Source organism: Pantoea sp. S61 (assembly GCF_016625145.1).
GTDB classification, from domain to species: domain Bacteria; phylum Pseudomonadota; class Gammaproteobacteria; order Enterobacterales; family Enterobacteriaceae; genus Pantoea; species Pantoea rwandensis_B.
Window position 1 is genome coordinate 36995 of sequence record NZ_JACVUO010000003.1, and the last position, 22158, is coordinate 59152.

The window sequence follows — 22158 nt, forward strand, 5'->3', positions numbered from 1 at the left end:
ACACAGTTTGCCTTCGTATTTATATACTCGCGCTTCATCAGTAAGGAGAAGGTGCCATGAGCGACCTGAATAGCGCGGCTGCAACTCTACGCAGCGTGAATGGCAAGCTGGCGCGACGTCTGCGCGAATCGGCCCCACCGGGCGATCTCACCTGGCCACAGGTTTCTGTGTTGGGTTATCTGGTGCGCGATGGCGCGATGACGGTAACAGAACTGGCCGGGTTAGAAGGCGTGCGCAGTCAGTCGATGGGCGCGACCGTGGCCAGCTTGCAGGCGCAGGGATTAGTGAAAGGGGAAGCCGATCCGCTGGATGGCCGTAAAACCCGTTATCTGCCGACGGAAAGCTGCCTGACGCTGATCGCCGCCAATCGTGCAAAGCGTGATGACTGGCTACTCCAGAGCATGGCAACCACGCTCAATAGTGCGGAACAGAAAATTTTACTGGCCGCTATTCCCTTACTGCAACGTATCGCCGACCAATAATCCTGAGAGGAATTCCCATGGCTTTAACAACCTTAGACGCAAAAACCGCCCTGATTGTGATTGACCTGCAGCACGGCATTGTCCGTCTTCCTGTTGCGCCTTTGTCAGCCGATGTTGTGGTTGAGCGTTGTGCACAGCTGGTTAAGGCGTTTCATGGCAAAAACCTGCCGGTGGTGAAAGTGAATGTCGCCGGTGGCGCACCAGGCCGTAACGAGCAGGCACGCCACAGTGGCGAACTGCCAGCCGACTGGGCTGTGCTGGTGCCGGAAATGGCGCTGAAGGCCGATGAAATTGCCGTGACGAAAAAGACCTGGGGTGGTTTCCACAACACGGATCTGCACGATCAGTTGCAGCAGCGTGGTATCACTCAGGTGGTGGTGTGCGGTATCGCCACCAGCATTGGCGTGGAATCCACTGCGCGTCAGGCTTACGAGCTGGGTTACAACGTCACGCTGGCAACAGATGCGATGACCTGTCTGAACGCTGATACCCACCAAAACAGCGTGGAGCGTATCTTCCCGCGTCTGGGCGAAACGGGCTCAACGGCCGATGTGCTGGCTCTGCTGAAGTAATCTTCATTGCCATGGGCCTGCATTGACCGCGCCCGTATTGTCTCAATGGCATAAAAAAAGCCCTGCGATCTGAAGATGCTTGCAGGGCTTTTTCACAGGCGCGCGGTATCAGTTACTGAAACGCATAACTCACCGTCAGGCCTACGCTGTAGTTGCGCCCTGGCGCCGGTTCGTAATAGCGACCGTTGCTCTCATTGACGATCACAGAACCCACATAAGTACGGTCGAACAGGTTATCTACGCGACCAAACAAGTCCAGCGTCCAGTTCTGTACCAGCCACTTATAACCCGAGTTCAGACCAAATACGGTATAAGAGGGTGCTTTGACATCATTTTCATCGTCCGCTGCAATGTCGCTCATGTAGCGCACATCACCGCCGGCATACCAGCCTTGATCCGGCGCATAGGCTAATCCGGCATAGGCCATATTACGTGCGATGCCTGGAATACGGTTGCCGTCACAGCTGTCCGTGCCGCAGGCGTTGGAACGATAGCGCGCATCCAGCAGAGTCCACGCCGCTTTCACGCGCCAGTCATAGCCAAACTCCTGATCCAGACCCAACTCCAGTCCGCGACGACGGGTTTCACCGGCATTTTTGTAAGTGTTACGGCCACCACTACTAGTATCTGTAACTATTTCGTTTTGAGTGTCAGTTTGGAATACCGCTGCAGTGATTAAGCCGTTGCCAATACGCTTTTTGGTGCCTAACTCAACGGTATCACTCGTAGCAGGTTTCAAGTTTGTGTTGAGTCCTGTCTCGCCATCAGAACGATATGACAATTCATTTATAGTTGGTGTTTCGAATCCTCGACCTGCCGAAACATACGCATTCCACGAATCATCAATAGCATATTTTAATGACGCTGCCGGTAACCACTTATGGTAAGTGGCATCGCCGCTGTCATCTCCATTACTATTAGTGATGTAATAATCATTAGAGTCGAAGTTTACTGTGCTGAAGCGAACTCCGGCATCCAGTGACCACTTATCAGTTAGCTGCCAAGCCGTTTGCAAATATGGGTCAAGGTTCCACATCAAATTACGTTCATTGCGGCGAAGATTACCTTCCACGCCATAATCTGTAACGCCATTACTGGATGTATAATTTTCGTAGCCTTTACGACGCTCCGTCATGGTTTCGTAGTCAAGACCAGCAGTAACAGTAACTGGGACATTAAAAAGTGAATCGTGATGAGACCAACGCGTGTCAATTCCTTGGTAATGTCTGGTTAGGTTTATCACGCCGCCTGAATGTTTTGGATTAAGTTGTGGTCCCATGGGGATCGATTGATACTGTGTGGTTTCACGCTCACCGGCGTACATCATCACGCTGAGATCGTCATTCTCGCTCATCTGGCGCTGATAGTGCAGCCCAGCCTGTGTTTGGTCGACGGTTTTGCGCGCGTTGTAGAGCGTCACGTTACTGGCAACCTGACGCGGGTTATCTTTCCACTGCGCCTCGGTCAAACCGCCGGGATCCTGTGCATCCACGTGAACGCTGTTAAACAGCAGTGTCAGGGTGCTGACATCATCAATGCGCACCCCGAGTTTGGCGTTACCGAGGTTTTTCTGTGCCGAGCTGTGATCGCGATAGCCATGGGTGGTAAAGCGCGAAGCCGACACGGTGTAATTCACATCGCCCGCCTGGGTACCATCGCCGGTGGCCCCACTGGCTTTGACGCTGTTGCGCCAGCTGCCATAGCTACCGTACCAGGTGCTGGCTTCCAGCGTGGTGGGTTGCTGACCGGTTTGGGTTTCGACATTAATCACACCACCCGATGAGTTGCCGTACAGGGCTGAGAAGGGGCCGCGCAGTACTTCAACGTGATCAATCGAACCAATGTCGATATTTGAGGTTTGTCCCTGACCATCCGGCATCGTGGCGGGAATGCCGTCGACATACAGGCGGATACCGCGCAGGCCAAAGGTCGATCGCGAGCCAAATCCGCGCACGGAAATTTGTAAATCCTGCGCATAATTCTGGCGGTTCTGAATCTGCATACCCGGCACGCTGGCGAGATTTTCCGAGAGGTTGACGCGTGGTGCCGCATGACGCATATCGTCACCGGACACCACACTCACCGCCGCGGGCGTATCCAGCTCTGACAAACCGGTGCCCGCAGGCGCGGCACTGACGACCATGGTATTGCTGGCATTATCCGCTGCCATCAGCTGCAAAGGGAATAATGCAGGCAGCATCAGCAACGGTGCCTGTCGCAGTAAAGCAATTTTCATTATGAAAGACCGTATAAAAGACGTGGAATGAACCAAGCGGAACATTAATCGCGCATATGTTAATAGTTTTGTCGATAAATGGTATTACATTTTCACGCTTTATATTAAATAAATGCTGTTATTTGACTGACATACTTCGGGCGGGGAGGTTGCTGTGACGTTGGGAGCGTATAGGCGGTTGGCTCACGGCTGTTTTCCTGGCAATGGGCTGAACAAGGTCAACATAAACGACTGAGCTGCCGCCTGGTAGATTCATTAGCCATAACGTTGGCGAAACTGCGATCACGTTGTCTTTACGCGTCTATCCCGTCAGTGTCATGGCGATAGTCGGTCTTATTAAAGAGACTTGGGCTGTCGGACAGGAGGATGGTCATTGAGCCATCGGCGAACCGCTTCGGTCTCTGATCCTACTTCTCGCACTGCCCGGGTAAGTCTTTCCTGCGTCGTATGCAGAGTGAGCGTCCAGTAAGTGATTTGCCACTGTTCAGATAATTCAATTCGCGACAAATTTGACGGGATGCGGCGCTGTATAGGATCTTTCATTTTTTATTATCCTCATGCCTTAATCATGGATTAAACACATAATTAATTCTTATCTGATGAGGATGTGATTTTGTTTTTTTTCTGCGCCGGGGAAAGCAGATTATTCCCTATTACCTGGTTTTAGCCATTATTGGGATGTTTCTTATACAGAAACGAGAAAAATAAGCGTAACGGCAAGCATTGGCGCAGGGTTTTATCGAATACAAGCAGGATGTCGGCGACACAAAACAGATGATTGCTCAAAATAGAGATATTAAAAGCAATCAAGCGGATGCGATTTTCATTTAGAGGCTAACAAGACAATAATTTTTTAAAAATATTTGAATAGTGCTTTTTAACTGATGATTCTTTAGTCTCATCCAGTTTTTTGAGCAATTCAAAACACAGTGTTTTGCGACTGAGCGTTTTTCCCGCGCTTAAAATTTCGCCCACAACGCGTCCCAGGGCTTCCTCTTCTGAAATATCTTTCGGAGTTGCCACATCCTCCGCCTTAACTTTTCTGTGACTCTTCGCTGCGTCATTGATGCACATATCAATTCCTCTTAGGGATCACAGGCGTTCAGGAGAGCGCTATGATTAAATTTAATTAGGAAATGATTATTTCCTAATATGGCAAATAAATTAGTCCAGAACCTTCATCACCATAGTAATGGTTTTTTTCCCATTAGTCACATCCTGAACTTTACCCACCACACGCATGCCGAATGCTACGCACAGCAGTATGCCTGCCGCAGTTTCAGCATCCAGTTGAGAGGAAATAGATCCGTCCTTCTGGCCTTCAATAATAAGCGAAACGAGAAAGTTTTGATTGCGCATCACGGCCTGCCTGACTAACTCTGACAGTTCTTCATCCAGCGTTTGCAGTTCAACCGTACTCCCAACAACCAAACAACCTCTACGCCCTTCAATCTCAACCGCTGAGTCTAAATAAAATTGCAGTAATTCCTCAATCCGCGATCTGCCATCCGGGAAATGTTGCAACCGCTGACGTAAATCGGCATTACGCAGGGCAATGTAGCGTTCAAATACCCGCAAAAAGAGGGTGCGCTTATCAGTAAACGCCTTATATATACTGCCAGCCGTTAAACTCATGGCTTCGCCCAGGTCGACTATTGAGGACGCGTGATAACCTTTCTTTCTGAATACTATCATTGCTTTATCTAAAACGTCGTCCATATCGAAGACGCGGGGTCTTCCACGTTCTCGAGCGACTTTTAAGCTTTGGTTTTCTGATGTCATCGGTAATTATTTATAGAGTGTTAGTTTCCCATTTATCATATGCGAACTTTTTCCAATAATCGAATAGCGATGAATACGAATGCTGGTGCCTTTGCCGCAATGATAAAATTAACCCGGTAAATTGTTATCCGATCCTCTTTGCCAGGAAGCGCCCAGCGCTGTTTAAAAAGCATGCTGATTAACCCTGTATCTTGTCGGGGGTGTGATTAAAAATGCCTTTCGGCGCACCTCTCGCCTGGCTGCGCGCAGAAATTTCTGTCAGTCTCACTGTTTTGTCTGAATGCATAAAAGGGAATCAAGATGAGTCAGCAACCCGTCGTGGCGGTATTAGGTTTGGGTGCAATGGGGCATGCGTTTGCCGCAAACTTACTGAAAAAAGATTTTGTGGTGCGCGGCTGGAACCGCACGCGTGCCAAAGGTGAAGACTTGCTGGATGCCGGTTTGCAACTCAGCGACAGCGCAGCGCAGGCCGTAGAGGGTGCCGATGTGGTGATCGCGATGCTGTCTGACGGCGACACCACGCGTCAGACCCTGACCGAAGCAAGCAGCGCATTGAAGCAGGGCGCGACCGTCTGCCAGATGGGCACCATTGGCGTGGAAGCCACTGATGCGCTGATCGCCGATTTGCAACACGCACGCCCGGATGTGCTCTTTATCGATGCCCCGGTTTCCGGCACCAAAGCGCCTGCCGAAAATGCGCAGATTCTGGTGATGGCCAGCGGCGATCAAAGCAAAGCGCAGGCCGCTGAGCAGGTGTTTGCTGCCATTGGTAAAGGCACGCAGTGGCTGGGTGAGGCGGGTGCCAGCTCGCGTATGAAACTGGTGGTCAACAGCTGGCTGATTGGCCTGATGCAAAGTCTGGCGGAAAGTACACGCCTGGCGGAGCAGTTTGGATTCAGCACCGACGATCTGTGGAAAGTGCTGGATGGCGGCCCGCTGGCGGCACCTTACGCCAAAATGAAACTGGGTATGATCGCCAGTGGTGATTTCACCCCGCAGATGCACCTGGTATGGGCATTGAAAGATGCCAAACTGGCACTGGATGCGGCGGGTGAGAGCAAACTGCCTGCGCTGGAGAACATCGTCGATGTCTGGCAGCAGGCGGTCGATGCCGGTTACGGCGAGCAAGACCTGGCGGCGGTTTACCAATACCTGAAGCGCTAAATGAGCCAGCGCCTCAACTTCGATTTTAGCCAGCGTCCGCTGGTGCCTTATGCGCATGATTATGCGCACGGTGATGCTGAGTCGTGGCATCACCACGATTGTGCACAGTTAATCCATACCTTAAGCGGCGTAGTGAAAGTCGAAACCCGGCAGGGTAGCTGGATTGTGCCGCCGAGTCGTGGCGTGTGGTTACCGGCGGGCACCGGGCATGCACTGCACATACTCGGAGCCGTGGCGGCACGCACGCTGTTTGTCGATCCGCTCGCACGAGCGGATCTGCCTGCCAGCTGTCAGGTGGTGCAGATTTCCCCGCTGCTGCGTGAGCTGATCGTCAGTGCGCTGGCATTGCCGGACGCTTACGCCTCTGGCAGCCGCGCTGAACGCATTTATGAATTGATTCTCGATGAAATTCGCGTGATGGATGTGCTGCCGTTTGGCCTGCCGTGGCCGGAGAGTGAAAGGCTGCGCGCACTGTGCCAGCAAATTCACCAGCGCCCGGGCGAAAGCTGGACACTTGCGAGAGCAGCCAGCGAACTCTGTGTCGCTGAACGCACGCTGGCGCGCCATTTTAACCGCGAAACCGGCTTGCAGTTCAGCGATTGGGTGCGTCGCGCACGCCTCAGCGTGGCGTTGGCGCGGCTGGCGCAGGGTGAAACGGTGTTAACGGTGGCGCTCGAACTGGGCTATGACAGCCCGAGCGCCTTCAGTGCGATGTTCCGACGCGTGCTCGGCGTTACGCCGGCGAACTACTTTCCTGCGGCAGAAAAGCGTGGGCTGCGTTGAGTAACGCCTGCAATGAGGCGCGTGTCACATCATTATCGATGCCCACACCCCAGGCACGTTCGCCGCGTGCATTGGTACAGCTAATGTAGGTGACAGAGCGGCTGTCACTGCGTTTACCCAGCGTATGCTCGTGGTAATCCTCAATGCTGATGGCCAGATCATAGCGCTGGCGCAGTGCCGCTACCGCCGCCGACAGCAGCCCGTTGCCTTTGCCCTCCAGCGTCAGCGTTTGTCCGCCATCCTGCAGCCGCGCTTTAAATCGCGTTTCACCTTTCTCATCGCTGTGGCTTTCCGCGTCCAGTAACCGACGCGAAGGCTGCGTTAAGCCGTAATGCTGGCAGAACAGTTGCCACAGTGCGTGATGCGTCATTTCCTGGCCGTGTCCATCCGTCTGCTGCTGCACAATACGGCTGAAGTCTTGCTGCAGCCCACGCGGTAACTGCAGCCCATGGTTTTGCTCCAGCAGCCAGGCAGCTCCGCCTTTACCCGACTGACTGTTGACGCGAATCACCGCTTCATAACTGCAACCGATATCGACCGGATCGAGCGGCAAATACGGCATTTGCCAGATGGCTTCCTGACGCGCATTACGCTCGGCAAAGCCTTTACGAATCGCGTCCTGATGCGAACCCGAAAATGCGGTAAACACCAGCTCACCGGCATACGGATGGCGTGGATGAACCGGCAATTGGTTACAACGGGTCACCACTTCCAGCACCTGCTGGATATCGCTGAAATCGAGTTCCGGAGCCACGCCCTGGGTATATAAATTCAGCGCCAGCGTCACAATATCGACATTGCCGGTACGCTCACCATTACCAAACAAGCAACCTTCTACGCGATCGGCACCGGCCAGCATCGCCAGCTCGGCACAGGCCACGCCCGTGCCGCGATCGTTATGCGGATGCACGCAAATCGCTACCTGTGAACGCTGGCTAAAGTGACGGCAGAAATACTCGATCTGATCCGCATAGACGTTCGGGGTATTCACTTCCACCGTAGCGGGCAGGTTGATAATCATCGGGCGATCCGGACCCGGTTGCCAGATCGCCGATACCGCTTCACAGATCTCCAGTGCAAATTCCGGTTCAGTAAAGCAGAACGTTTCTGGTGAATACTGGAAGGTCCAGGCCGTATCACTTTGTACTTCACATTGGGCGCGGATTTGCCGGGCACCGGCGCAGGCCAGCTCAATGATCTCCGCCTTGCTCTGGCGGAATACGCGCTCGCGGAACAACGGCGCAGTGGCGTTGTACAGGTGAATAATCGCCTGCGGCGCACCGCGCAGCGCTTCAAAGGTACGATCGATTAAATCGCTGCGTGCTTGTGTCAGCACCTGAATCGCAACGCCTTGCGGAATATGATGCTGTTCAATCAGCAGCCGTACAAAGTCGAAATCGGTTTGCGAGGCAGCAGGAAACGCCACCTCAATCTCTTTGAAGCCGCAACGCAGTAGCAGCTGCCAGAATTCCAGCTTGCGTGCGCTGTCCATTGGCGTCGCCAGCGCCTGGTTGCCGTCGCGCAGATCGGTGGAAAGCCAGCGCGGTGCCTGGGTGAGCTGGCGCGATGGCCACTGGCGGTCGGGCAAATCGATCACCGGGAAGGGGCGGTATTTTTCTGCAGGGTGGTTGAGCATGAGGTTCTCCTTATGGGTCTGTACTCAGTCTGGACCACATCGCCGCACGCTGCTCACGCATAACTGACAACTCACGTTGCATAACTGACATATCGTTGTGAAGTTGCCGCAACAGCCAGGCCCCACATTCTGTGAACCCACTCTGTCCCAACCGTTCACAACAAATGTGGAGGGTGATGAGAATCGACGGCTAAAAGCGTTGTGCTGCTTATGCGCAGGATGATATTCCTCAGACGAAATCGGCATCTGGGCTTTTAGCACAACAGGGTAGTCTGGGGTTTTGCGCCAGAAGAGAAAATAGAATGAAAAGAACAACTTTAGCCCTGTTTGTGATGCTTGCCAGTGGAACCGCTGCGGCGGAAACCGTCACACTGCGTATTGCCGACCAGAAGGGCAATATGCACGCCGAGATGGAAGCAGCGCAGCAGCTCAACAATCTCCATTATAAAATCGAATGGGCGGAGTTCCCGGCAGCGGCACCGCTGGCGGAGGCACTGAATGCGGGCGCGGTCGATGCGGGTATTATCGGTGACGCGCCGCTGCTGTTCTCGCTGGCGGCGGGTTCGCAGGTGAAAGCGGTGGCGGTAAGTAAATCGGTGCCTGAAGGCTTAGCGGTATTGGTGAGCCCGGATTCAACGATCAAAACCGTGGCCGATCTGAAAGGAAAAAATATTGCCACCGGGCGTGGCTCTATCGGCCATTTTGAAGCGCTGAAAGCACTGGAAAAGGCCGGTTTGACGGATAAGGACGTCAACTTTCGTTTCCTGACACCCGCCGATGCGCGCATTGCATTGGCAAACGGATCGGTGGATGCCTGGTCAACCTGGGATCCTTACACCGCACTGGCGGAAGTGACACACACGGGCCGCGTTTTGATCAACGGCGTGGGCCTTTCCAGCGGTAACAGTTTCCTGGCGGCAACCGATGCAGCCCTTAATGATGAGGCCAAACGCGCGGCGCTGCAGGATTACGTTAATCGCCTTGCGGCGGCGGATCGCTGGGCGAACAGCCATGTTGATGCGTACTCCACCACGCTGGCGAAAATCATCGGCTTCCCAAAAGAAGCCGCGGCGAAGTCCTTTGCGCGGCGCCAGTCGCATTGGCAAGCTATCGATGAAGCCACGATTGCGCAGCAGCAGGACACCGCCGACTTTTATCAAAAATATGGGCTGATCAAGCAGCGCCTCGACGTCAAACCTACCTTTTATCATGGCTTAAAGGTTGCACAGAACTAACGCTTTGTGCCCCTGTGTTTGGCGAATCAGCAGGGGGCGAGTAGCATAGCGTCCATGTTGTCTCGCTGTGTGACCCCCTATGTTATTTAAAACCTTCGATGGTCATAACGACCTGCTGCTTAACCTGTGGTTGCATCATCATGATGATCCCGCTAATGCTTTTTTTGCCGGTATTGAGAAAGGGCATCTGGATTTTCCGCGTATGCAGCAAGGCGGTTTTGCCGGCGGACTCTTTGCGCTCTTTGTTCCGCCGCAGCGCTACATCAATGAGGTCGCGCCGCAACGTGCAAACGAGCAGTGGCAGCCGCTCGATATTCTCTGGCAACAACTCGATATCCTCAAAACGCTGGCGGCACAGTCCGCCGGGCGCGCCCGTTTATGCCTGACGACGGCGGATATTGCAGCCTGTCGCCACGAGGGTGTGCTGGCGATGGTCGCGCATATTGAAGGGGCCGATGGATTCGATGCTGATGGCGAAGATTTGCATGCTTTCTATCAGGCTGGGGTGCGCAGTATCGGGCCTTTCTGGAATTTACCTAACCGTTTCGGTGAAGGGGTAAACGGCGCTTTCCCGCATTCGCCCGATACCGGAGCGGGCCTCACCACGGCTGGTGAGCAGTTGATCGCTGCCGCTAATCGCCATCGCATGATGATTGACGTGTCGCATATGAATGAGAAAGCATTTTGGGATACCGCACGGCTCTCAAACGCGCCGCTGGTGGCCAGCCATTCTAATGCACACGCGCGTTGCGCGCAGCCGCGCAATCTTACCGACGAGCAACTGCGTGCCATTCGCGACAGCGGCGGAGTGGTAGGGATTAATTTTGGTAACGCTTTCTTACGGCCGGATGGCAAACGCGATAGTGATACGCCATTGATCGAAATTGTTAAACATCTGGATCATTTAGTTGAAATAATGGGACTAGAAAACGTAGCATTTGGTTCGGATTTTGACGGCATCAGTGTGCCAGATGAATTGAAAGATGTGTCTGGGCTGCCGCGTCTGTATGCGTTGCTCACTTCGCTCAGCTATGATCAAACCATGATTGAGCAGTTTGCCTGGGGTAACTGGCAGCGAGTCCTGCAACAGATTTGGCAGGATTAGCACCATTCCCTTACCGAATCGGGGTTGATCTGACCGTTACATTGGCGCAACATCAGCCCGCGTCGTGCCTTGTTGCCAGAAAATTCGTTTCCTGGTGCAAGCATTTCCAGCAGAGCCTGCTCTGCGTTATTTGTTTTGAGGAAGAAAGTTATGTGGAAAAAACCTGAATTTGTTGACCTGCGTCTGGGCCTGGAAGTGACTCTGTACATCTCCAACCGCTAAGACTTTCTGCCCGCCACTCGTGCGGGCATTTTATTTTTCATTCTGGTTATCTCTCATGTTTATTAAAGTGCTCGGTTCAGCGGCAGGCGGCGGCTTTCCGCAGTGGAACTGTAACTGCGCCAATTGCAGCGGCCTGCGCAACGGTACGATTCAGGCTCAGGCGCGGACGCAATCCTCGATCATTGTCAGTGACAACGGCGAAGATTGGGTGCTGTGTAACGCATCGCCAGATATCAGCCAACAGATCGCCCACACACCCGAACTGAATAAAAAAGGGGTCCTGCGCGGCACCGCGATTGGCAGCATCATTCTTACCGACAGTCAGATCGATCACACCACCGGTTTACTCAGTCTGCGCGAAGGCTGCCCGCATCAGGTGTGGTGTACGCCCGAGGTGCATGCCGATCTCACCAGCGGTTTCCCGATTTTCACCATGTTGCAGCACTGGAACGGCGGTTTGCAGCACCATGGTCTTACGCCCCTTGAACCGTTTCGCGTTGATGTGTGTCGCGACCTGCAGTTCACTGCTATCCCGATTCTCAGCAATGCGCCACCGTATTCGCCGTATCGCGATCGTCCACTGCCGGGGCATAACGTCGCGCTGTTTATTGAAAATACCTCCAATGGCCAGACACTGCTGTATGCGCCAGGTCTGGGCGAGCCCGATGCGGTGATCATGCCGTGGCTGGAAAAAGCCGATTGCCTGTTAATTGACGGCACCGTCTGGCAAGACGATGAGCTGCTTGCCACCGGCGTCGGTAAAAACACCGGCAAAGCGATGGGCCATCTCGCGCTGGCAGAGGAACACGGCCTGATGGCGCTGCTGGCGTCATTGCCCGCACAACGCAAAATTCTGATTCACATTAATAACACCAATCCGATCCTCAACGAGCAGTCGCCGCAGCGTCAGTATCTGACGCAGCAGGGCATTGAAGTGAGCTGGGACGGAATGGCGATTCATCTGCTGGAGAGCGCATCGTGATCATTACCGAAGCCTTATCGCCGCAAGAGTTTGAGCAGGCGCTGCGTGCCAAAGACGCGTTTTACCACATTCATCATCCCTACCATATCGCGATGCATAATGGTGAAGCGACCCGTGAACAGATTCAGGGCTGGGTCGCGAACCGCTTCTATTACCAGACCAATATTCCCCTGAAAGACGCGGCGATTATGGCGAACTGCCCGGACCCTGCAACCCGTCGTAAGTGGGTACAGCGCATCCTCGACCATGACGGCAGCAACGGTCAGGAAGGCGGTATTGAAGCCTGGCTGCAACTCGGTGAAGCAGTGGGATTGGATCGTGAAGTCCTGCTGTCAGAAAAACTGGTGCTGCCGGGCGTGCGTTTTGCTGTGGATGCCTACGTTAACTTCGCCCGTCGCGCCAACTGGCAGGAAGCGGCCTGTAGCTCATTAACCGAGCTATTTGCACCGCAAATCCACCAGTCGCGCCTCGACAGTTGGCCGCAGCACTATCCGTGGATTAAAGAAGAGGGTTACTTCTATTTCCGCAGCCGCCTGAGCCAGGCAAACCGCGATGTGGAGCACGGGCTGGCGCTGGCGCTGGAAGTGTTCACCACTGCTGAGCAGCAGAACCGCATGCTGGAGATTCTGCAGTTTAAACTCGATATTCTCTGGACGCTGCTGGATGCCATGACCATGGCGTATTCTTTGCAACGCCCGCCTTATCACACGGTCACCGATCAGGTGTCCTGGCACAGCACAAGACTGGTATAACATGATGAAAGATAATCTGATTCCGGCTTTCCGTCGTGGCTATCGCATGCAGTGGGAACCGGCGCAGGAGAGCCATGTGGTGCTGTATCCCGAAGGCATGGCCAAGCTGAATGAAACCGCAACGGCGATCCTTGAACTGGTCACCGGCAAACAGGATGTGGCCGCCATCATCGCCATTCTCAACAGCCGTTTCCCGGAAGCGGGCGGCGTGGATGATGACGTGAAGGAATTCCTGCAATCCGCCGTAGAACAGAAATGGATCCAGTGTCGTGAACCTGAATAAAACCGCCACGCCGCCGCTGTGGCTACTGGCTGAGCTGACTTATCGCTGCCCGCTGCAGTGCCCATATTGCTCGAATCCGCTCGACTTCTCGCAACAGGAGAAAGAGCTGACGACTGAGCAGTGGATCGACGTGTTCCGTCAGGCGCGCGCCATGGGCAGTGTGCAGATGGGCTTTTCGGGCGGCGAACCGCTGACGCGTAAAGATCTGCCCGAGTTGATCAAAGCGGCACGCGATCTCGGTTTCTACACCAACCTGATTACTTCCGGTATCGGTCTGACGGCGAAGAAACTCGACGCCTTCGCCGATGCGGGTCTGGATCATATTCAGATCAGCTTCCAGGCAAGTGATGAAACCCTCAACGCCGCGCTGGCCGGTTCGAAAAAAGCTTTCCAGCAGAAGCTGGAGATGGCGAAAGCGGTGAAAGCGCACGGCTATCCGATGGTGCTGAACTTCGTGCTGCATCGACACAATATCGACCAGATCGATAAAATCATCGACCTGTGCATCGAACTGGAAGCGGACGACGTTGAGCTGGCAACCTGTCAGTTTTACGGCTGGGCGCATCTTAACCGTCAGGGCTTATTGCCGACACGCGAGCAGATTGCCCATGCCGAAGCGGTGGTGGCGGAGTACCGTGGACGTATGAGCGAAAGTGGCAACCTCACTAATTTGCTGTTCGTCACGCCGGATTATTACGAAGAACGGCCCAAACCCTGCATGGGCGGCTGGGGTTCAATCTTTCTGAGTGTCACGCCTGAAGGCACGGCACTGCCATGCCACAGCGCGCGTCAGTTGCCGGTGGAGTTCCCGTCGGTGCTGGAGCATAGCCTGGAAGACATCTGGTATAACTCCTTTGGTTTTAACCGCTATCGTGGTTACGACTGGATGCCGGAACCGTGCCGTTCGTGTGATGAGAAAGAAAAAGACTTCGGTGGTTGCCGTTGCCAGGCTTACATGCTGACCGGCAATGCGGATAATACCGATCCGGTGTGCAGTAAGTCACCGCATCACGGTAAGATCCTGGAAGCGCGCCGCGAAGCCACCTGCAGCGATATCAAAATCGCCCAGCTTCAGTTCCGCAATCGCTCCAACTCTGAGCTGATTTTCAAGCAGCGAGTGACCTGATGACCTCGCGCCAGCTGGTGTTAGCCAATGGCTTGCGTTGCCACCTGCATCATCAGGCTGGTGCGCGTGATGCCGCCGCACTGATCCGCGTGCAAGCGGGCAGTCTGGATGAACCCGATCGCTGGCCGGGTCTGGCGCACTTGCTGGAGCACCTGTTGTTCTGCGGCAGCGAGCGTTTTAAAGATAGCGAGCGCCTGATGCCGTGGGTGCAACAGCGGGGTGGGCAGGTCAACGCCACCACGCAACTCAGCCACAGCGCCTTTTTCTTCCAGCTGCCAGCAGCGGATTTAGCTGAAGGTGTGCAGCGGTTAAGCGACATGATCGCCTCTCCGTTGCTCGGCCAGCAGGCGATTCGGCAGGAAGTCGCGGTGATCGATGCAGAGTGTCAACTTCTGCAACATCATGCTGAAACGCTCAGCGAAGCCGCGCTGGTGGATACGCTGGGTGGGGTTTTTCAGCGTTTTCGCATCGGTAATCAACAGTCGTTTGGTGACAATGTCACTTTGTTGCAGACCGCGTTGCGCGACTTCCATCAGCGTTATTATCACGCAAATACGCTGGAACTGTGGTTACAGGGCCCGCAATCGCTGGATGAGTTGGCGCATCTTGCGCAACACTTTTCGGCGGTCAATTCAACAAAAAACACCCCTTCATATGCCGCATCCACATTGCCTTCGGGTGACGTGATGTTGCAGCTATCAGATAATGAGAGTTTCTGGCTGACGCTGATGTTATCGGGTGAGGAACCTGTTTTACGTGACAATGTCACCTTGCTCAGTGTGTTCTGGCAAGATGAAGCGCCGGGCAGCCTGTTGGCCGCACTCAGAGAGGCTGAATTGTGCGATACGCTGCAGGGACAATGGCTGTGGCAGGATAAGCAGCACGGATGGTTAGCGCTGCGCTTCAGTGGGCCTAAAATCAGCGCGGAGCAGGCGCAACGCATTGAGCACTGCTTCTGGCAGCATTTAGCCGCCATCAAACTTTGCACCCCTGAGCATCTCCAGCATTATTCTCAGCTGGCGCAGCACGATTTTGCCTGTCTAACGCCACTGGAACAGTTGCGTGGTCGGGCGTTAGGTTTTGCGCCTGCCGGTTCCGTGCCGCAGGATTTCAGCGCTTTTATCGCTGCGCTGGCGCAGAAGCCTTGTTCACGCTTGCTCACTCAACAGCAACTGGACTCGCCAGAAAGCGTCCAGACGCAAGGTTTCACGCTGCGGCGCAAAAAAGGGCTGCCGCGCAGCCTGAGTACATTCTCAACGCCCGCATTTTCTTTCTATCCCGCTGCGCACCAGGCCGTATTGCCCACGTTGTCGCCGATAGCGATGCCCCTGGCGCGTATCGCGCCACGACAACAGGTTGAGACCTTGCTGTTGCGGCCGGCTTTTTATCACACGCTGAGTGACGAGGATGCGCAGGCACGGCAAACCCGACTGCGTCCAGTGCTGGCGGCGTTGCGTCATGCCGGAGGAAGTGGCAGTTGGCAGCAGAAGCAGGGGGGCTGGCAGTTGGTGCTGAATTTGCCGGTCTCTGAGTCACCCGCTTTGCTGGCCGTACATCATGCACTTGAGGCATTGAATCTGGCTCCCGATGCAAAACCGCTGGCGCCTGCGCAAACGATCGTGATTCGACAGTTGCTCTCAGCCTTGCCCGTTCAATTGATTGCTCCCACCAGTGATACCCCATGGCTGGCGGCGTGGTGTGGCAAACACGGGCTATTACATCAGCGTGTGTCCCATCTGCTGAGCAACTTCGCGCCTGATTTGGTAAGCAGTGCACAGCCGCCGCGCTTGCAAAGAGGTATTAAGCCGATCCCTTGTACCGGAGGCGATCAGGCGCTGCTGCTGTTTATTCCGCTGCCGATTGCTGATGAGCGGCATTTAGCGGCACTGCGCGCGCTCTCATTGTTTCTGGAACCGCGCTTTTTCCAGCGACTGCGGGTCGATCAGCAAATTGGCTATGTGGTGTCGGCGCGCTACCAGCGCGTGGCGGATGTCGATGGGCTGCTGTTGGCACTCCAGTCGTCACAGATTCCATGGCAAACGCTGCTTGGACACTGCAAACGCTTTTTACGTGAGACCGTGGCTGATCTGGACGCTATCGCGCCGGCAACTTTCGCGGCCTGGCAAGCCACACTGCGCGAGCAGTGCGATATCCGCGATAACGCGGAAGCCGCACTGCAGGGGCTACGACAACAGCAGGCATTGCCGAATCTTACGCCTGATGCGATTGCATCCCTGACGCTGCCCCTTATCCAGCAGCTTTATCACCGCTTATTACGCGAACGCCGCCGCTGGCGAATACTGATTAATCAAAGTTGAAAAGCGATGTGCTTACCATTCGGCAAAGTCACATCAATACGTTTTTCCCCACCCAATGCAGCCACGTAACGTCTTAATGTTGAAAGGCGCGGATCATTGCCGGGATTTTCAATTTTAGCGAGCGTTGGTTGGGATATGCCAATCGTGCGGGCAAGTTATGTTTGTGACAGGTTTAACTCTTCACGCAGTTGGCTTAAAGCAATTTCCTAACGCAGTTTTTCAACTTTCTTTGTGATGCGTAGTTGGCTTTCTGCGGATTGTTTTTCCAGTAACTCTTTGTACGTAGACATATTATCCCTCCATCTGCACTAAATGCCGGCGGTATTCGGCCTCAGCCATGAAAATGTGCAGGGCACAATCAGTTATGTAACCCTCTGATTTGAACATGCTCTTAATGTACAATTTTTTTCAACATCCCATCCTACTCCATGAGTATTTATGAATAATCAAAGTCATTTCCAAAATTTCTTTGCGAGCAAAGTCAATATTCCATACAGTATAAATGCACTTATAGCTAACGTCCCCCAAGTTTTTTCAGGCCACCGGTCATATGTAAATGCTGCAATGCAAGCCAAAACTATAACAGGGATGACAATATAAACTTGCATCCATAGAATGTCATTTAGTAACTTCTTTAGTATTTTCATTGTCTTATTGAACTCCTGATATTGCGAGGAGATCTTTTATATTTTTTATTACTCTATCTTCTTCGAAAAAGGAATCTTTAATGACATGACCAAGAACCGGTTCCACTATAAAGTACATCATTTCTAATTTTTCAGTATAAAGAACATGATAAAATAAAGGGTTTAAGATTTTCAATCTTCCAGCTGATTCTGCAGCATCCTGAACAACACCATAAAGCCCTGCTGCCGATACAGGAATAGCCACCCATCTCCCGGCATGAAATGCAGAAATATTTAACCCACGAGTTACAGCTATTGCAATAGACAGGGAAAACCCATTGCTCAAGCCAAAGTTGGATGCTATTCGACTACCATACCCACTTAACTCTTTAATTATTTTATCTCTACCATGAGAGTTAAGGTTTTTTATTTCATGCTCCACATATATTTGTATTATATCTACTGCAATGCTCTGCCTTTTGTAAATTTCCCGTAGGCCGAGTAAAAATCTAACATCTTCGTCCTTTAATTTAAAGCACACGTCGAGATAGTTATCAGTTAAACATGACGTATACCAGCTGAGTCGGGTCACACCAGAGCCAATCTGGCTCATTTGTTTTGCAAGATTTTCACTTACACCTTTGACGGCGTTCTCTAAGCGCAGAGCTAGAGACCTGTCTGACTCGATTTGAGAAATGATGTAGTCGTTGTGCAAGTTGATTTCCTTATCAATAATTCCATTACAGATTGTAGGTATATAAACGAGAACATAGCAAAATACGGGGCAGGCCGCTATTTTTAATTGAACACTACTTGAATGAATCGCCAATCAAATACTGCGGTGTTGTGTGCGCAATCCCACAGCTTATTTCTGCTATGACAGATGTCATAGTTAACAGGCTATGAATACTATCAGTCTAAAAAACTTTCACCACACTAAACCATTACCTACTGATATTTTTGAATATATTTGAAGGTCACGGGCAAATCTCTTCACTATTCCTCAGCCCGGGATTTCGAGACACTCAATAGATTCTCCCGATCTAAAAGGAACTCTGAGTGAAAAACGTTACCCGTTTAGTCCTGCCAATGCTGGCAGCCGCTGCTTTGTATGCACCTATTTCTCAGGCTGCGGCGATGCATTATGACCTCGACCCCGCGCATACCTCGGTTATCATGACCTGGACGCACTTCGGTTTCTCCCATCCAACGGCCGACATCCCGAACAGCAAAGGTTCGCTGGTGTTCGATAAGGATCATCCAGAGCAATCGCGCGTCGATGTAACGCTGCCGGTTTCCCAGATTGATACGCATGTGCCCGCGCTGACCAAAGAGTTCCATGGTGCGGAATATTTCAATACAGCTAAATATCCTTCAGCTGTGTTCCACAGCACCAAAGTGGTGGCGAAGGGCGACAATAAGTTTGATGTGGAAGGCAATTTGACGCTGAAAGGCATCACTAAGCCGATCACGCTACACGCGACGCTGAATCAACAGGGCATGCACCCGATGGTGAAGAAGCAGGCGATTGGTTTTGACGCTACGGGCGTGATTAAACGTTCGGACTTTAAGCTGGATAAGTACGTTCCAGCCGTGAGCGATGATGTGACGCTGACCCTTTCTACCGAGGCATACGCGAAGTAATTCGCACGGCATACCAGCCAAGCAAGGTGACGCATCCTGACCCTGCACCAGCGTCAGGATGCGTTTCAGCTAAAAATGAGGCGCTCTTTGGATCTGCCTTTACGCCCAATACTTCTTCTTACTGGTTTTTCCCACGCCAGGGTTGCAGCTGTTAGTCGGATCCAGTTGCTTCCAGTGCGCCACATGCTCGCACGATGCCTGATAGAGATGTCCCACATTATGCTCAGCCGGGTACTTCGCAACACGCTGTTCAAGATAGACTTTGACCGCTTCTTTAAACGCCTTCGCATCCACCCCTTCCTTCAGCACATAATCCTGATGATTCACATAACAGAAAAAGTGCCCGCAGCAGGAATCGACCTGCACCTGTGCCGCTAAGTGATCCGGCAAGGTTAAGCGCCAGGCATCGTCATTGCGGCGCAACGCCACGTCGAAGGCCACCAGCCTTTCGTTCGGGTTATAACCCAGCGCATCACAATAAGAGATGGTGCACCCGCCTACGCCAAAACGCACCAGGAATGCATCTGCGCCTTCGCGGGCATCACAATGGAAAAAGCCGCCGGGATGTCCGGCAAAAAATTGCTGCAACAACGTCTGCAATTCGTTGGTCTGCTGCGCATCGACTTTGATCATTAGATGATGTTGATATTCGTCGCGATAAGCCATGATGCGCGGGGCAATAAAGCTGGGTGTGAGCTGGTTAAAGCATTGCAGCGCCCGATCAACAAAATTGCGTGGCAGGAACGGCAGATGACTGACACGGACATCCCATTTCGCTTTATTGCCCATCATCTTAGGAATGGCCTGGGGACCGAATTTACGGATCGCCAGATACATATGTTTGGCGTATCGCACGGTTAAATCGAACGCGTTGCGATGAATGTACTCTGCCTGCAGTGGCAGTTCGCTCATTTCGGTGAGGAGAAAACGGCGTAACGCCACCAAAACACTCTCATCATGGGTGCCGACATAAAAGGTGTCGCTCCCCGCGCTCGCTTCAAAGGTGGGCAGCCGCACAGCAAACACCACCACTTTTCCTGCACTGCCGGAACTGTCGTGCAGATAACGTAGGTCACCATTGAAGCGCGCAGGGGAATCAGCGCGGACATCCCGCAGACGGTCGGCGTAATCTTCAGCCCAGATTTTGCCGTCCCAATCGGCCTGGTCGCCGGTCTGATACTGTTGTTCAGTCAGACTCTTCAGCATCGCCTCCGGCGTATCACCCAAATCGATACCAAGGTGATTGACCATCTCTAAGCGCCCATCATCATGGATACGGGCAAACAGTGATTTTTCAGTAAAGGCGGGGCCCCGGCGAATCAGTGAACCGCCCGAGTTGTTACAGATGCCTCCCACGACAGAAGCGCCAATGCAGCTGGAACCAATCACCGAATGCGGTTCGCGTCCCAACGGTTGCAGCGTGTGCTCCAGTTCGGTCAGGGTGCTACCGGGGAAGGCGATGACCTGTCGCGCTTGATCGATGACCTGTACGCCCTTGAGCTGGCGGGTGCTGATGATCACCACGTCGCGGTCATAATCATTGCCATCCGGGGTTGACCCGCCGGTCACGCCAGTATTCGAGGCTTGCATCAAAATAATGACGTCCTGTGCCACGCATACCTTTAGGCTTTGCCACAGTTGCAGCAAGTTTTGCGGCAATATCACTGCCAGTGCCTCACCGCGACCGACACGAAATCCCTTGGTGTACCAGGCTTTATCATCGGCATGGGTCAATACCTGTTTGCCGCCCACTATGCCAGCGAGCTGACGCAACATCTCCTGCGAGTTGGTCATGTTTTCTCTTCTTCGTCATTTATTTGCTGCGATATTGGACAGCCAGATAAACGTGACGTCAATCATTCATCGGTACTGATCAACAAATAACGCACTGAATCATTATCCCTTTATCCTTCATGGAGAAAAGTCGGCGAACTGATAAAAATGCGTGGGCAATCACAATTCAGATCGAAAGAAATTCAGATGAAAAGGCGATGGCAGGTTCGGTGCGTATTCTACGATTAAATAAATATAACCAAATGATTTTATTGGTTTTATTAAATGATGGCCAAAATTCGCAATGTGATTAATATCACAAAAAACAGCGCTTATTAATGCTTGTCAACGTTACGAGGAATGAAATTCATGGCAAAAATGTGATCTTCGTTGCAAATAGAAAAGCCGTTCACCGGAAGAATGAATGTCAGACGCGCAGCATACGGAGTGATGACAATGAGAATTGGCATAGTGATAAGCGGTGGCGATGTTACCGGAATAAATAACTTTGTGTTTCAGATATCACGTATGACGAAGGCGGATATGGTGTTATTTAATGGCGGCATTCCCGGTTTATTAGAAAATCGCCATCAGGAAATGTCGCAGCGCGATCTGGTGGATTATGCCATCACTTCAATTCCCGTGATGCAATCGGGACGAACCACGCGAAAATTAATTCGCCCTGAGTATGAGGTGATCGCCAAACAACTCAAATCGCTACGCATCGATGTATTAATTATGGCCGGGGGTGATGGCTCATTACAGTTTTTACATACATTAAGCGAATTCGGCGTGAATTGCTTTGGTGTAGGCATGACCATTGATAATGATGTTTTTGGCAGTGACTACACCATTGGTTTCTCTACCGCTTGTGAGCAAGTCTTAAAAGAAGTATCGAAATTAAGAAATACCGGCCGCGCGTTAACCGGTCGTGTATTTATGGTTGAGTTGCTCGGCGGCTATTGTGGCGAACTGACGCTGCAATCGGCGATCAAATCCAATGCTGATTTCGCGCTGATTCCGGAGTGCCAGATCCCGGCGCAAGAACTGGCAGAACGCATCACGCAGCGGCTTGCCGCTCAGAACAGCGTGGTGATTCTCTGCTCTGAAGGTTACACGCGTGAATATTCACCGGGCTTTCAGGGCGCGATTGATACCTTAATTAAACAGATTGAGCCGCTGATAGGGGTACGAATTCGTAAAACTATTATCGGTTATGGCTTGCGTAGTGGTGACCCGACCTGTGAAGAGATTTATCAAGGCACCATTATGGCCAGTGAAGTTGCGCGCTGTATTCAGTCGGGGATGCGCAACAAAGCGGTGATTATTAATGGCAGTAATCGACCGATACCGATTGATCTTATAAGCATGAAAAAACGCCTGGTTGATACCGAAGGGCATCATTACAAACTCGCTAAACAACTGCATATTCTGTGA

Annotated in this window: 21 protein-coding genes and 1 pseudogene; 14 read left to right on the plus strand and 8 right to left on the minus strand. The window is 52.6% G+C overall.

The window, feature by feature from the left end; translation table 11 throughout:
- Positions 1–56 precede the first annotated feature (56 nt).
- Entirely contained in the window at positions 57–482 is a 426-nt protein-coding gene (locus IAE30_RS08220) for a MarR family winged helix-turn-helix transcriptional regulator (RefSeq protein ID WP_045832017.1), read from the plus strand.
- 17 nt (positions 483–499) lie between these two features.
- The gene (locus IAE30_RS08225; RefSeq protein WP_038647165.1) at positions 500–1054 is read left to right on the plus strand and encodes an isochorismatase family protein; all 555 of its coding nucleotides are present in this window, start codon (positions 500–502) and stop codon (positions 1052–1054) included.
- A 112-nt stretch (positions 1055–1166) separates the two neighbouring features.
- Here the strand turns inward: IAE30_RS08225 and pqqU are convergent, their stop codons facing one another.
- The 4 genes from pqqU to IAE30_RS08245 form a co-directional block, all read right to left on the minus strand.
- The gene (gene pqqU / locus IAE30_RS08230; protein ID WP_200679155.1) at positions 1167–3290 is read right to left on the minus strand and encodes a TonB-dependent receptor PqqU; all 2124 of its coding nucleotides are present in this window, start codon (positions 3288–3290) and stop codon (positions 1167–1169) included.
- A 336-nt stretch (positions 3291–3626) separates the two neighbouring features.
- Positions 3627–3833 (minus strand): DUF3606 domain-containing protein, encoded by a 207-nt coding sequence (locus IAE30_RS08235; protein ID WP_200538581.1) that lies wholly within the window; start codon positions 3831–3833, stop codon positions 3627–3629.
- 291 nt (positions 3834–4124) lie between these two features.
- A complete protein-coding gene (locus IAE30_RS08240; RefSeq protein ID WP_200538580.1) occupies positions 4125–4364 on the minus strand; it encodes a biofilm development regulator YmgB/AriR family protein in 240 nt (79 codons plus the stop codon).
- 90 nt (positions 4365–4454) lie between these two features.
- Positions 4455–5072 (minus strand): TetR/AcrR family transcriptional regulator, encoded by a 618-nt coding sequence (locus IAE30_RS08245; RefSeq protein ID WP_038647161.1) that lies wholly within the window; start codon positions 5070–5072, stop codon positions 4455–4457.
- A gap of 300 nt (positions 5073–5372) precedes the next feature.
- On the opposite strand from IAE30_RS08245, the gene IAE30_RS08250 reads away from it, so the two are divergent.
- A complete protein-coding gene (locus IAE30_RS08250) occupies positions 5373–6236 on the plus strand; it encodes an NAD(P)-dependent oxidoreductase (protein WP_038647159.1) in 864 nt (287 codons plus the stop codon).
- Positions 6237–7019 carry a helix-turn-helix transcriptional regulator gene (locus tag IAE30_RS08255; RefSeq protein ID WP_200538579.1) on the plus strand — a complete coding sequence of 261 codons (783 nt, stop codon included), beginning with the start codon at positions 6237–6239 and terminating at the stop codon, positions 7017–7019.
- Here IAE30_RS08255 and leuA read toward each other — a convergent pair.
- Complete coding sequence (gene leuA / locus IAE30_RS08260; protein ID WP_200679157.1) at positions 6970–8655, minus strand: 2-isopropylmalate synthase; 1686 nt, start codon at positions 8653–8655, stop codon at positions 6970–6972. The genes IAE30_RS08255 and leuA overlap by 50 nt on opposite strands.
- A gap of 302 nt (positions 8656–8957) precedes the next feature.
- On the opposite strand from leuA, the gene IAE30_RS08265 reads away from it, so the two are divergent.
- The 8 genes from IAE30_RS08265 to pqqF all read left to right on the plus strand — a co-directional run bounded on the left by IAE30_RS08265 (position 8958) and on the right by pqqF (position 16678).
- A complete protein-coding gene (locus tag IAE30_RS08265) occupies positions 8958–9890 on the plus strand; it encodes an ABC transporter substrate-binding protein (protein ID WP_200679159.1) in 933 nt (310 codons plus the stop codon).
- A 79-nt stretch (positions 9891–9969) separates the two neighbouring features.
- On the plus strand, positions 9970–10995 hold the full coding sequence (locus IAE30_RS08270; protein WP_200538576.1) for a dipeptidase: 1026 nt from the start codon (positions 9970–9972) through the stop codon (positions 10993–10995).
- A 150-nt stretch (positions 10996–11145) separates the two neighbouring features.
- Complete coding sequence (gene pqqA / locus IAE30_RS08275) at positions 11146–11217, plus strand: pyrroloquinoline quinone precursor peptide PqqA (RefSeq protein WP_010617686.1); 72 nt, start codon at positions 11146–11148, stop codon at positions 11215–11217.
- Positions 11218–11272: 55 nt separating this feature from the next.
- Positions 11273–12199: a pyrroloquinoline quinone biosynthesis protein PqqB gene (gene pqqB, locus IAE30_RS08280; protein WP_200679161.1), complete on the plus strand. Its 927-nt coding sequence runs from the start codon at positions 11273–11275 to the stop codon at positions 12197–12199.
- Entirely contained in the window at positions 12196–12951 is a 756-nt protein-coding gene (gene pqqC / locus IAE30_RS08285) for a pyrroloquinoline-quinone synthase PqqC (protein ID WP_200679163.1), read from the plus strand. The genes pqqB and pqqC overlap by 4 nt, the downstream gene beginning before the upstream one ends.
- 4 nt (positions 12952–12955) lie before the next feature.
- A complete protein-coding gene (gene pqqD, locus IAE30_RS08290; protein WP_045832070.1) occupies positions 12956–13234 on the plus strand; it encodes a pyrroloquinoline quinone biosynthesis peptide chaperone PqqD in 279 nt (92 codons plus the stop codon).
- Positions 13221–14360 (plus strand): pyrroloquinoline quinone biosynthesis protein PqqE, encoded by a 1140-nt coding sequence (pqqE, locus tag IAE30_RS08295; RefSeq protein ID WP_045832024.1) that lies wholly within the window; start codon positions 13221–13223, stop codon positions 14358–14360. The genes pqqD and pqqE overlap by 14 nt, the downstream gene beginning before the upstream one ends.
- Positions 14360–16678: a pyrroloquinoline quinone biosynthesis protein PqqF gene (pqqF, locus tag IAE30_RS08300; RefSeq protein WP_200679164.1), complete on the plus strand. Its 2319-nt coding sequence runs from the start codon at positions 14360–14362 to the stop codon at positions 16676–16678. Before pqqE ends, pqqF begins: the two co-directional genes overlap by 1 nt.
- Here pqqF and IAE30_RS08305 read toward each other — a convergent pair.
- Positions 16669–16968 (minus strand): annotated as a pseudogene (locus tag IAE30_RS08305) (helix-turn-helix domain-containing protein). The gene pqqF and the pseudogene IAE30_RS08305 overlap by 10 nt on opposite strands.
- Before the next feature lie 361 nt (positions 16969–17329).
- The gene (locus tag IAE30_RS08310) at positions 17330–18019 is read right to left on the minus strand and encodes a hypothetical protein (protein WP_200679166.1); all 690 of its coding nucleotides are present in this window, start codon (positions 18017–18019) and stop codon (positions 17330–17332) included.
- Positions 18020–18393: 374 nt separating this feature from the next.
- Between IAE30_RS08310 and IAE30_RS08315 the strand changes: the two genes are divergently transcribed.
- Positions 18394–18948 (plus strand): YceI family protein, encoded by a 555-nt coding sequence (locus IAE30_RS08315; RefSeq protein WP_234472713.1) that lies wholly within the window; start codon positions 18394–18396, stop codon positions 18946–18948.
- Positions 18949–19047: 99 nt separating this feature from the next.
- On the opposite strand, the gene dld is transcribed toward IAE30_RS08315, so the two are convergent.
- Positions 19048–20742, minus strand: a complete 1695-nt coding sequence (dld, locus tag IAE30_RS08320; protein WP_200679170.1) for a D-lactate dehydrogenase — start codon at positions 20740–20742, stop codon at positions 19048–19050.
- Between the two features lie 435 nt (positions 20743–21177).
- Here dld and IAE30_RS08325 point away from each other — a divergent pair, with 435 nt between their 5' ends.
- Complete coding sequence (locus tag IAE30_RS08325) at positions 21178–22158, plus strand: 6-phosphofructokinase (protein ID WP_200538625.1); 981 nt, start codon at positions 21178–21180, stop codon at positions 22156–22158.

What these genes read in the sequence shown, in the direction of transcription:
- IAE30_RS08220 (WP_045832017.1), top strand. Translation starts at nt 57, where the DNA reads ATGAGCGACCTGAATAGCGCGGCTGCAACTCTACGCAGCGTGAATGGC.
- IAE30_RS08225 (WP_038647165.1), top strand. Translation starts at nt 500, where the DNA reads ATGGCTTTAACAACCTTAGACGCAAAAACCGCCCTGATTGTGATTGAC.
- pqqU (WP_200679155.1), bottom strand. Translation starts at nt 3,290, where the DNA reads ATGAAAATTGCTTTACTGCGACAGGCACCGTTGCTGATGCTGCCTGCA.
- IAE30_RS08235 (WP_200538581.1), bottom strand. Translation starts at nt 3,833, where the DNA reads ATGAAAGATCCTATACAGCGCCGCATCCCGTCAAATTTGTCGCGAATT.
- IAE30_RS08240 (WP_200538580.1), bottom strand. Translation starts at nt 4,364, where the DNA reads ATGTGCATCAATGACGCAGCGAAGAGTCACAGAAAAGTTAAGGCGGAG.
- IAE30_RS08245 (WP_038647161.1), bottom strand. Translation starts at nt 5,072, where the DNA reads ATGACATCAGAAAACCAAAGCTTAAAAGTCGCTCGAGAACGTGGAAGA.
- IAE30_RS08250 (WP_038647159.1), top strand. Translation starts at nt 5,373, where the DNA reads ATGAGTCAGCAACCCGTCGTGGCGGTATTAGGTTTGGGTGCAATGGGG.
- IAE30_RS08255 (WP_200538579.1), top strand. Translation starts at nt 6,237, where the DNA reads ATGAGCCAGCGCCTCAACTTCGATTTTAGCCAGCGTCCGCTGGTGCCT.
- leuA (WP_200679157.1), bottom strand. Translation starts at nt 8,655, where the DNA reads ATGCTCAACCACCCTGCAGAAAAATACCGCCCCTTCCCGGTGATCGAT.
- IAE30_RS08265 (WP_200679159.1), top strand. Translation starts at nt 8,958, where the DNA reads ATGAAAAGAACAACTTTAGCCCTGTTTGTGATGCTTGCCAGTGGAACC.
- IAE30_RS08270 (WP_200538576.1), top strand. Translation starts at nt 9,970, where the DNA reads ATGTTATTTAAAACCTTCGATGGTCATAACGACCTGCTGCTTAACCTG.
- pqqB (WP_200679161.1), top strand. Translation starts at nt 11,273, where the DNA reads ATGTTTATTAAAGTGCTCGGTTCAGCGGCAGGCGGCGGCTTTCCGCAG.
- pqqD (WP_045832070.1), top strand. Translation starts at nt 12,956, where the DNA reads ATGAAAGATAATCTGATTCCGGCTTTCCGTCGTGGCTATCGCATGCAG.
- pqqF (WP_200679164.1), top strand. Translation starts at nt 14,360, where the DNA reads ATGACCTCGCGCCAGCTGGTGTTAGCCAATGGCTTGCGTTGCCACCTG.
- IAE30_RS08315 (WP_234472713.1), top strand. Translation starts at nt 18,394, where the DNA reads ATGCTGGCAGCCGCTGCTTTGTATGCACCTATTTCTCAGGCTGCGGCG.
- dld (WP_200679170.1), bottom strand. Translation starts at nt 20,742, where the DNA reads ATGACCAACTCGCAGGAGATGTTGCGTCAGCTCGCTGGCATAGTGGGC.
- IAE30_RS08325 (WP_200538625.1), top strand. Translation starts at nt 21,178, where the DNA reads ATGAGAATTGGCATAGTGATAAGCGGTGGCGATGTTACCGGAATAAAT.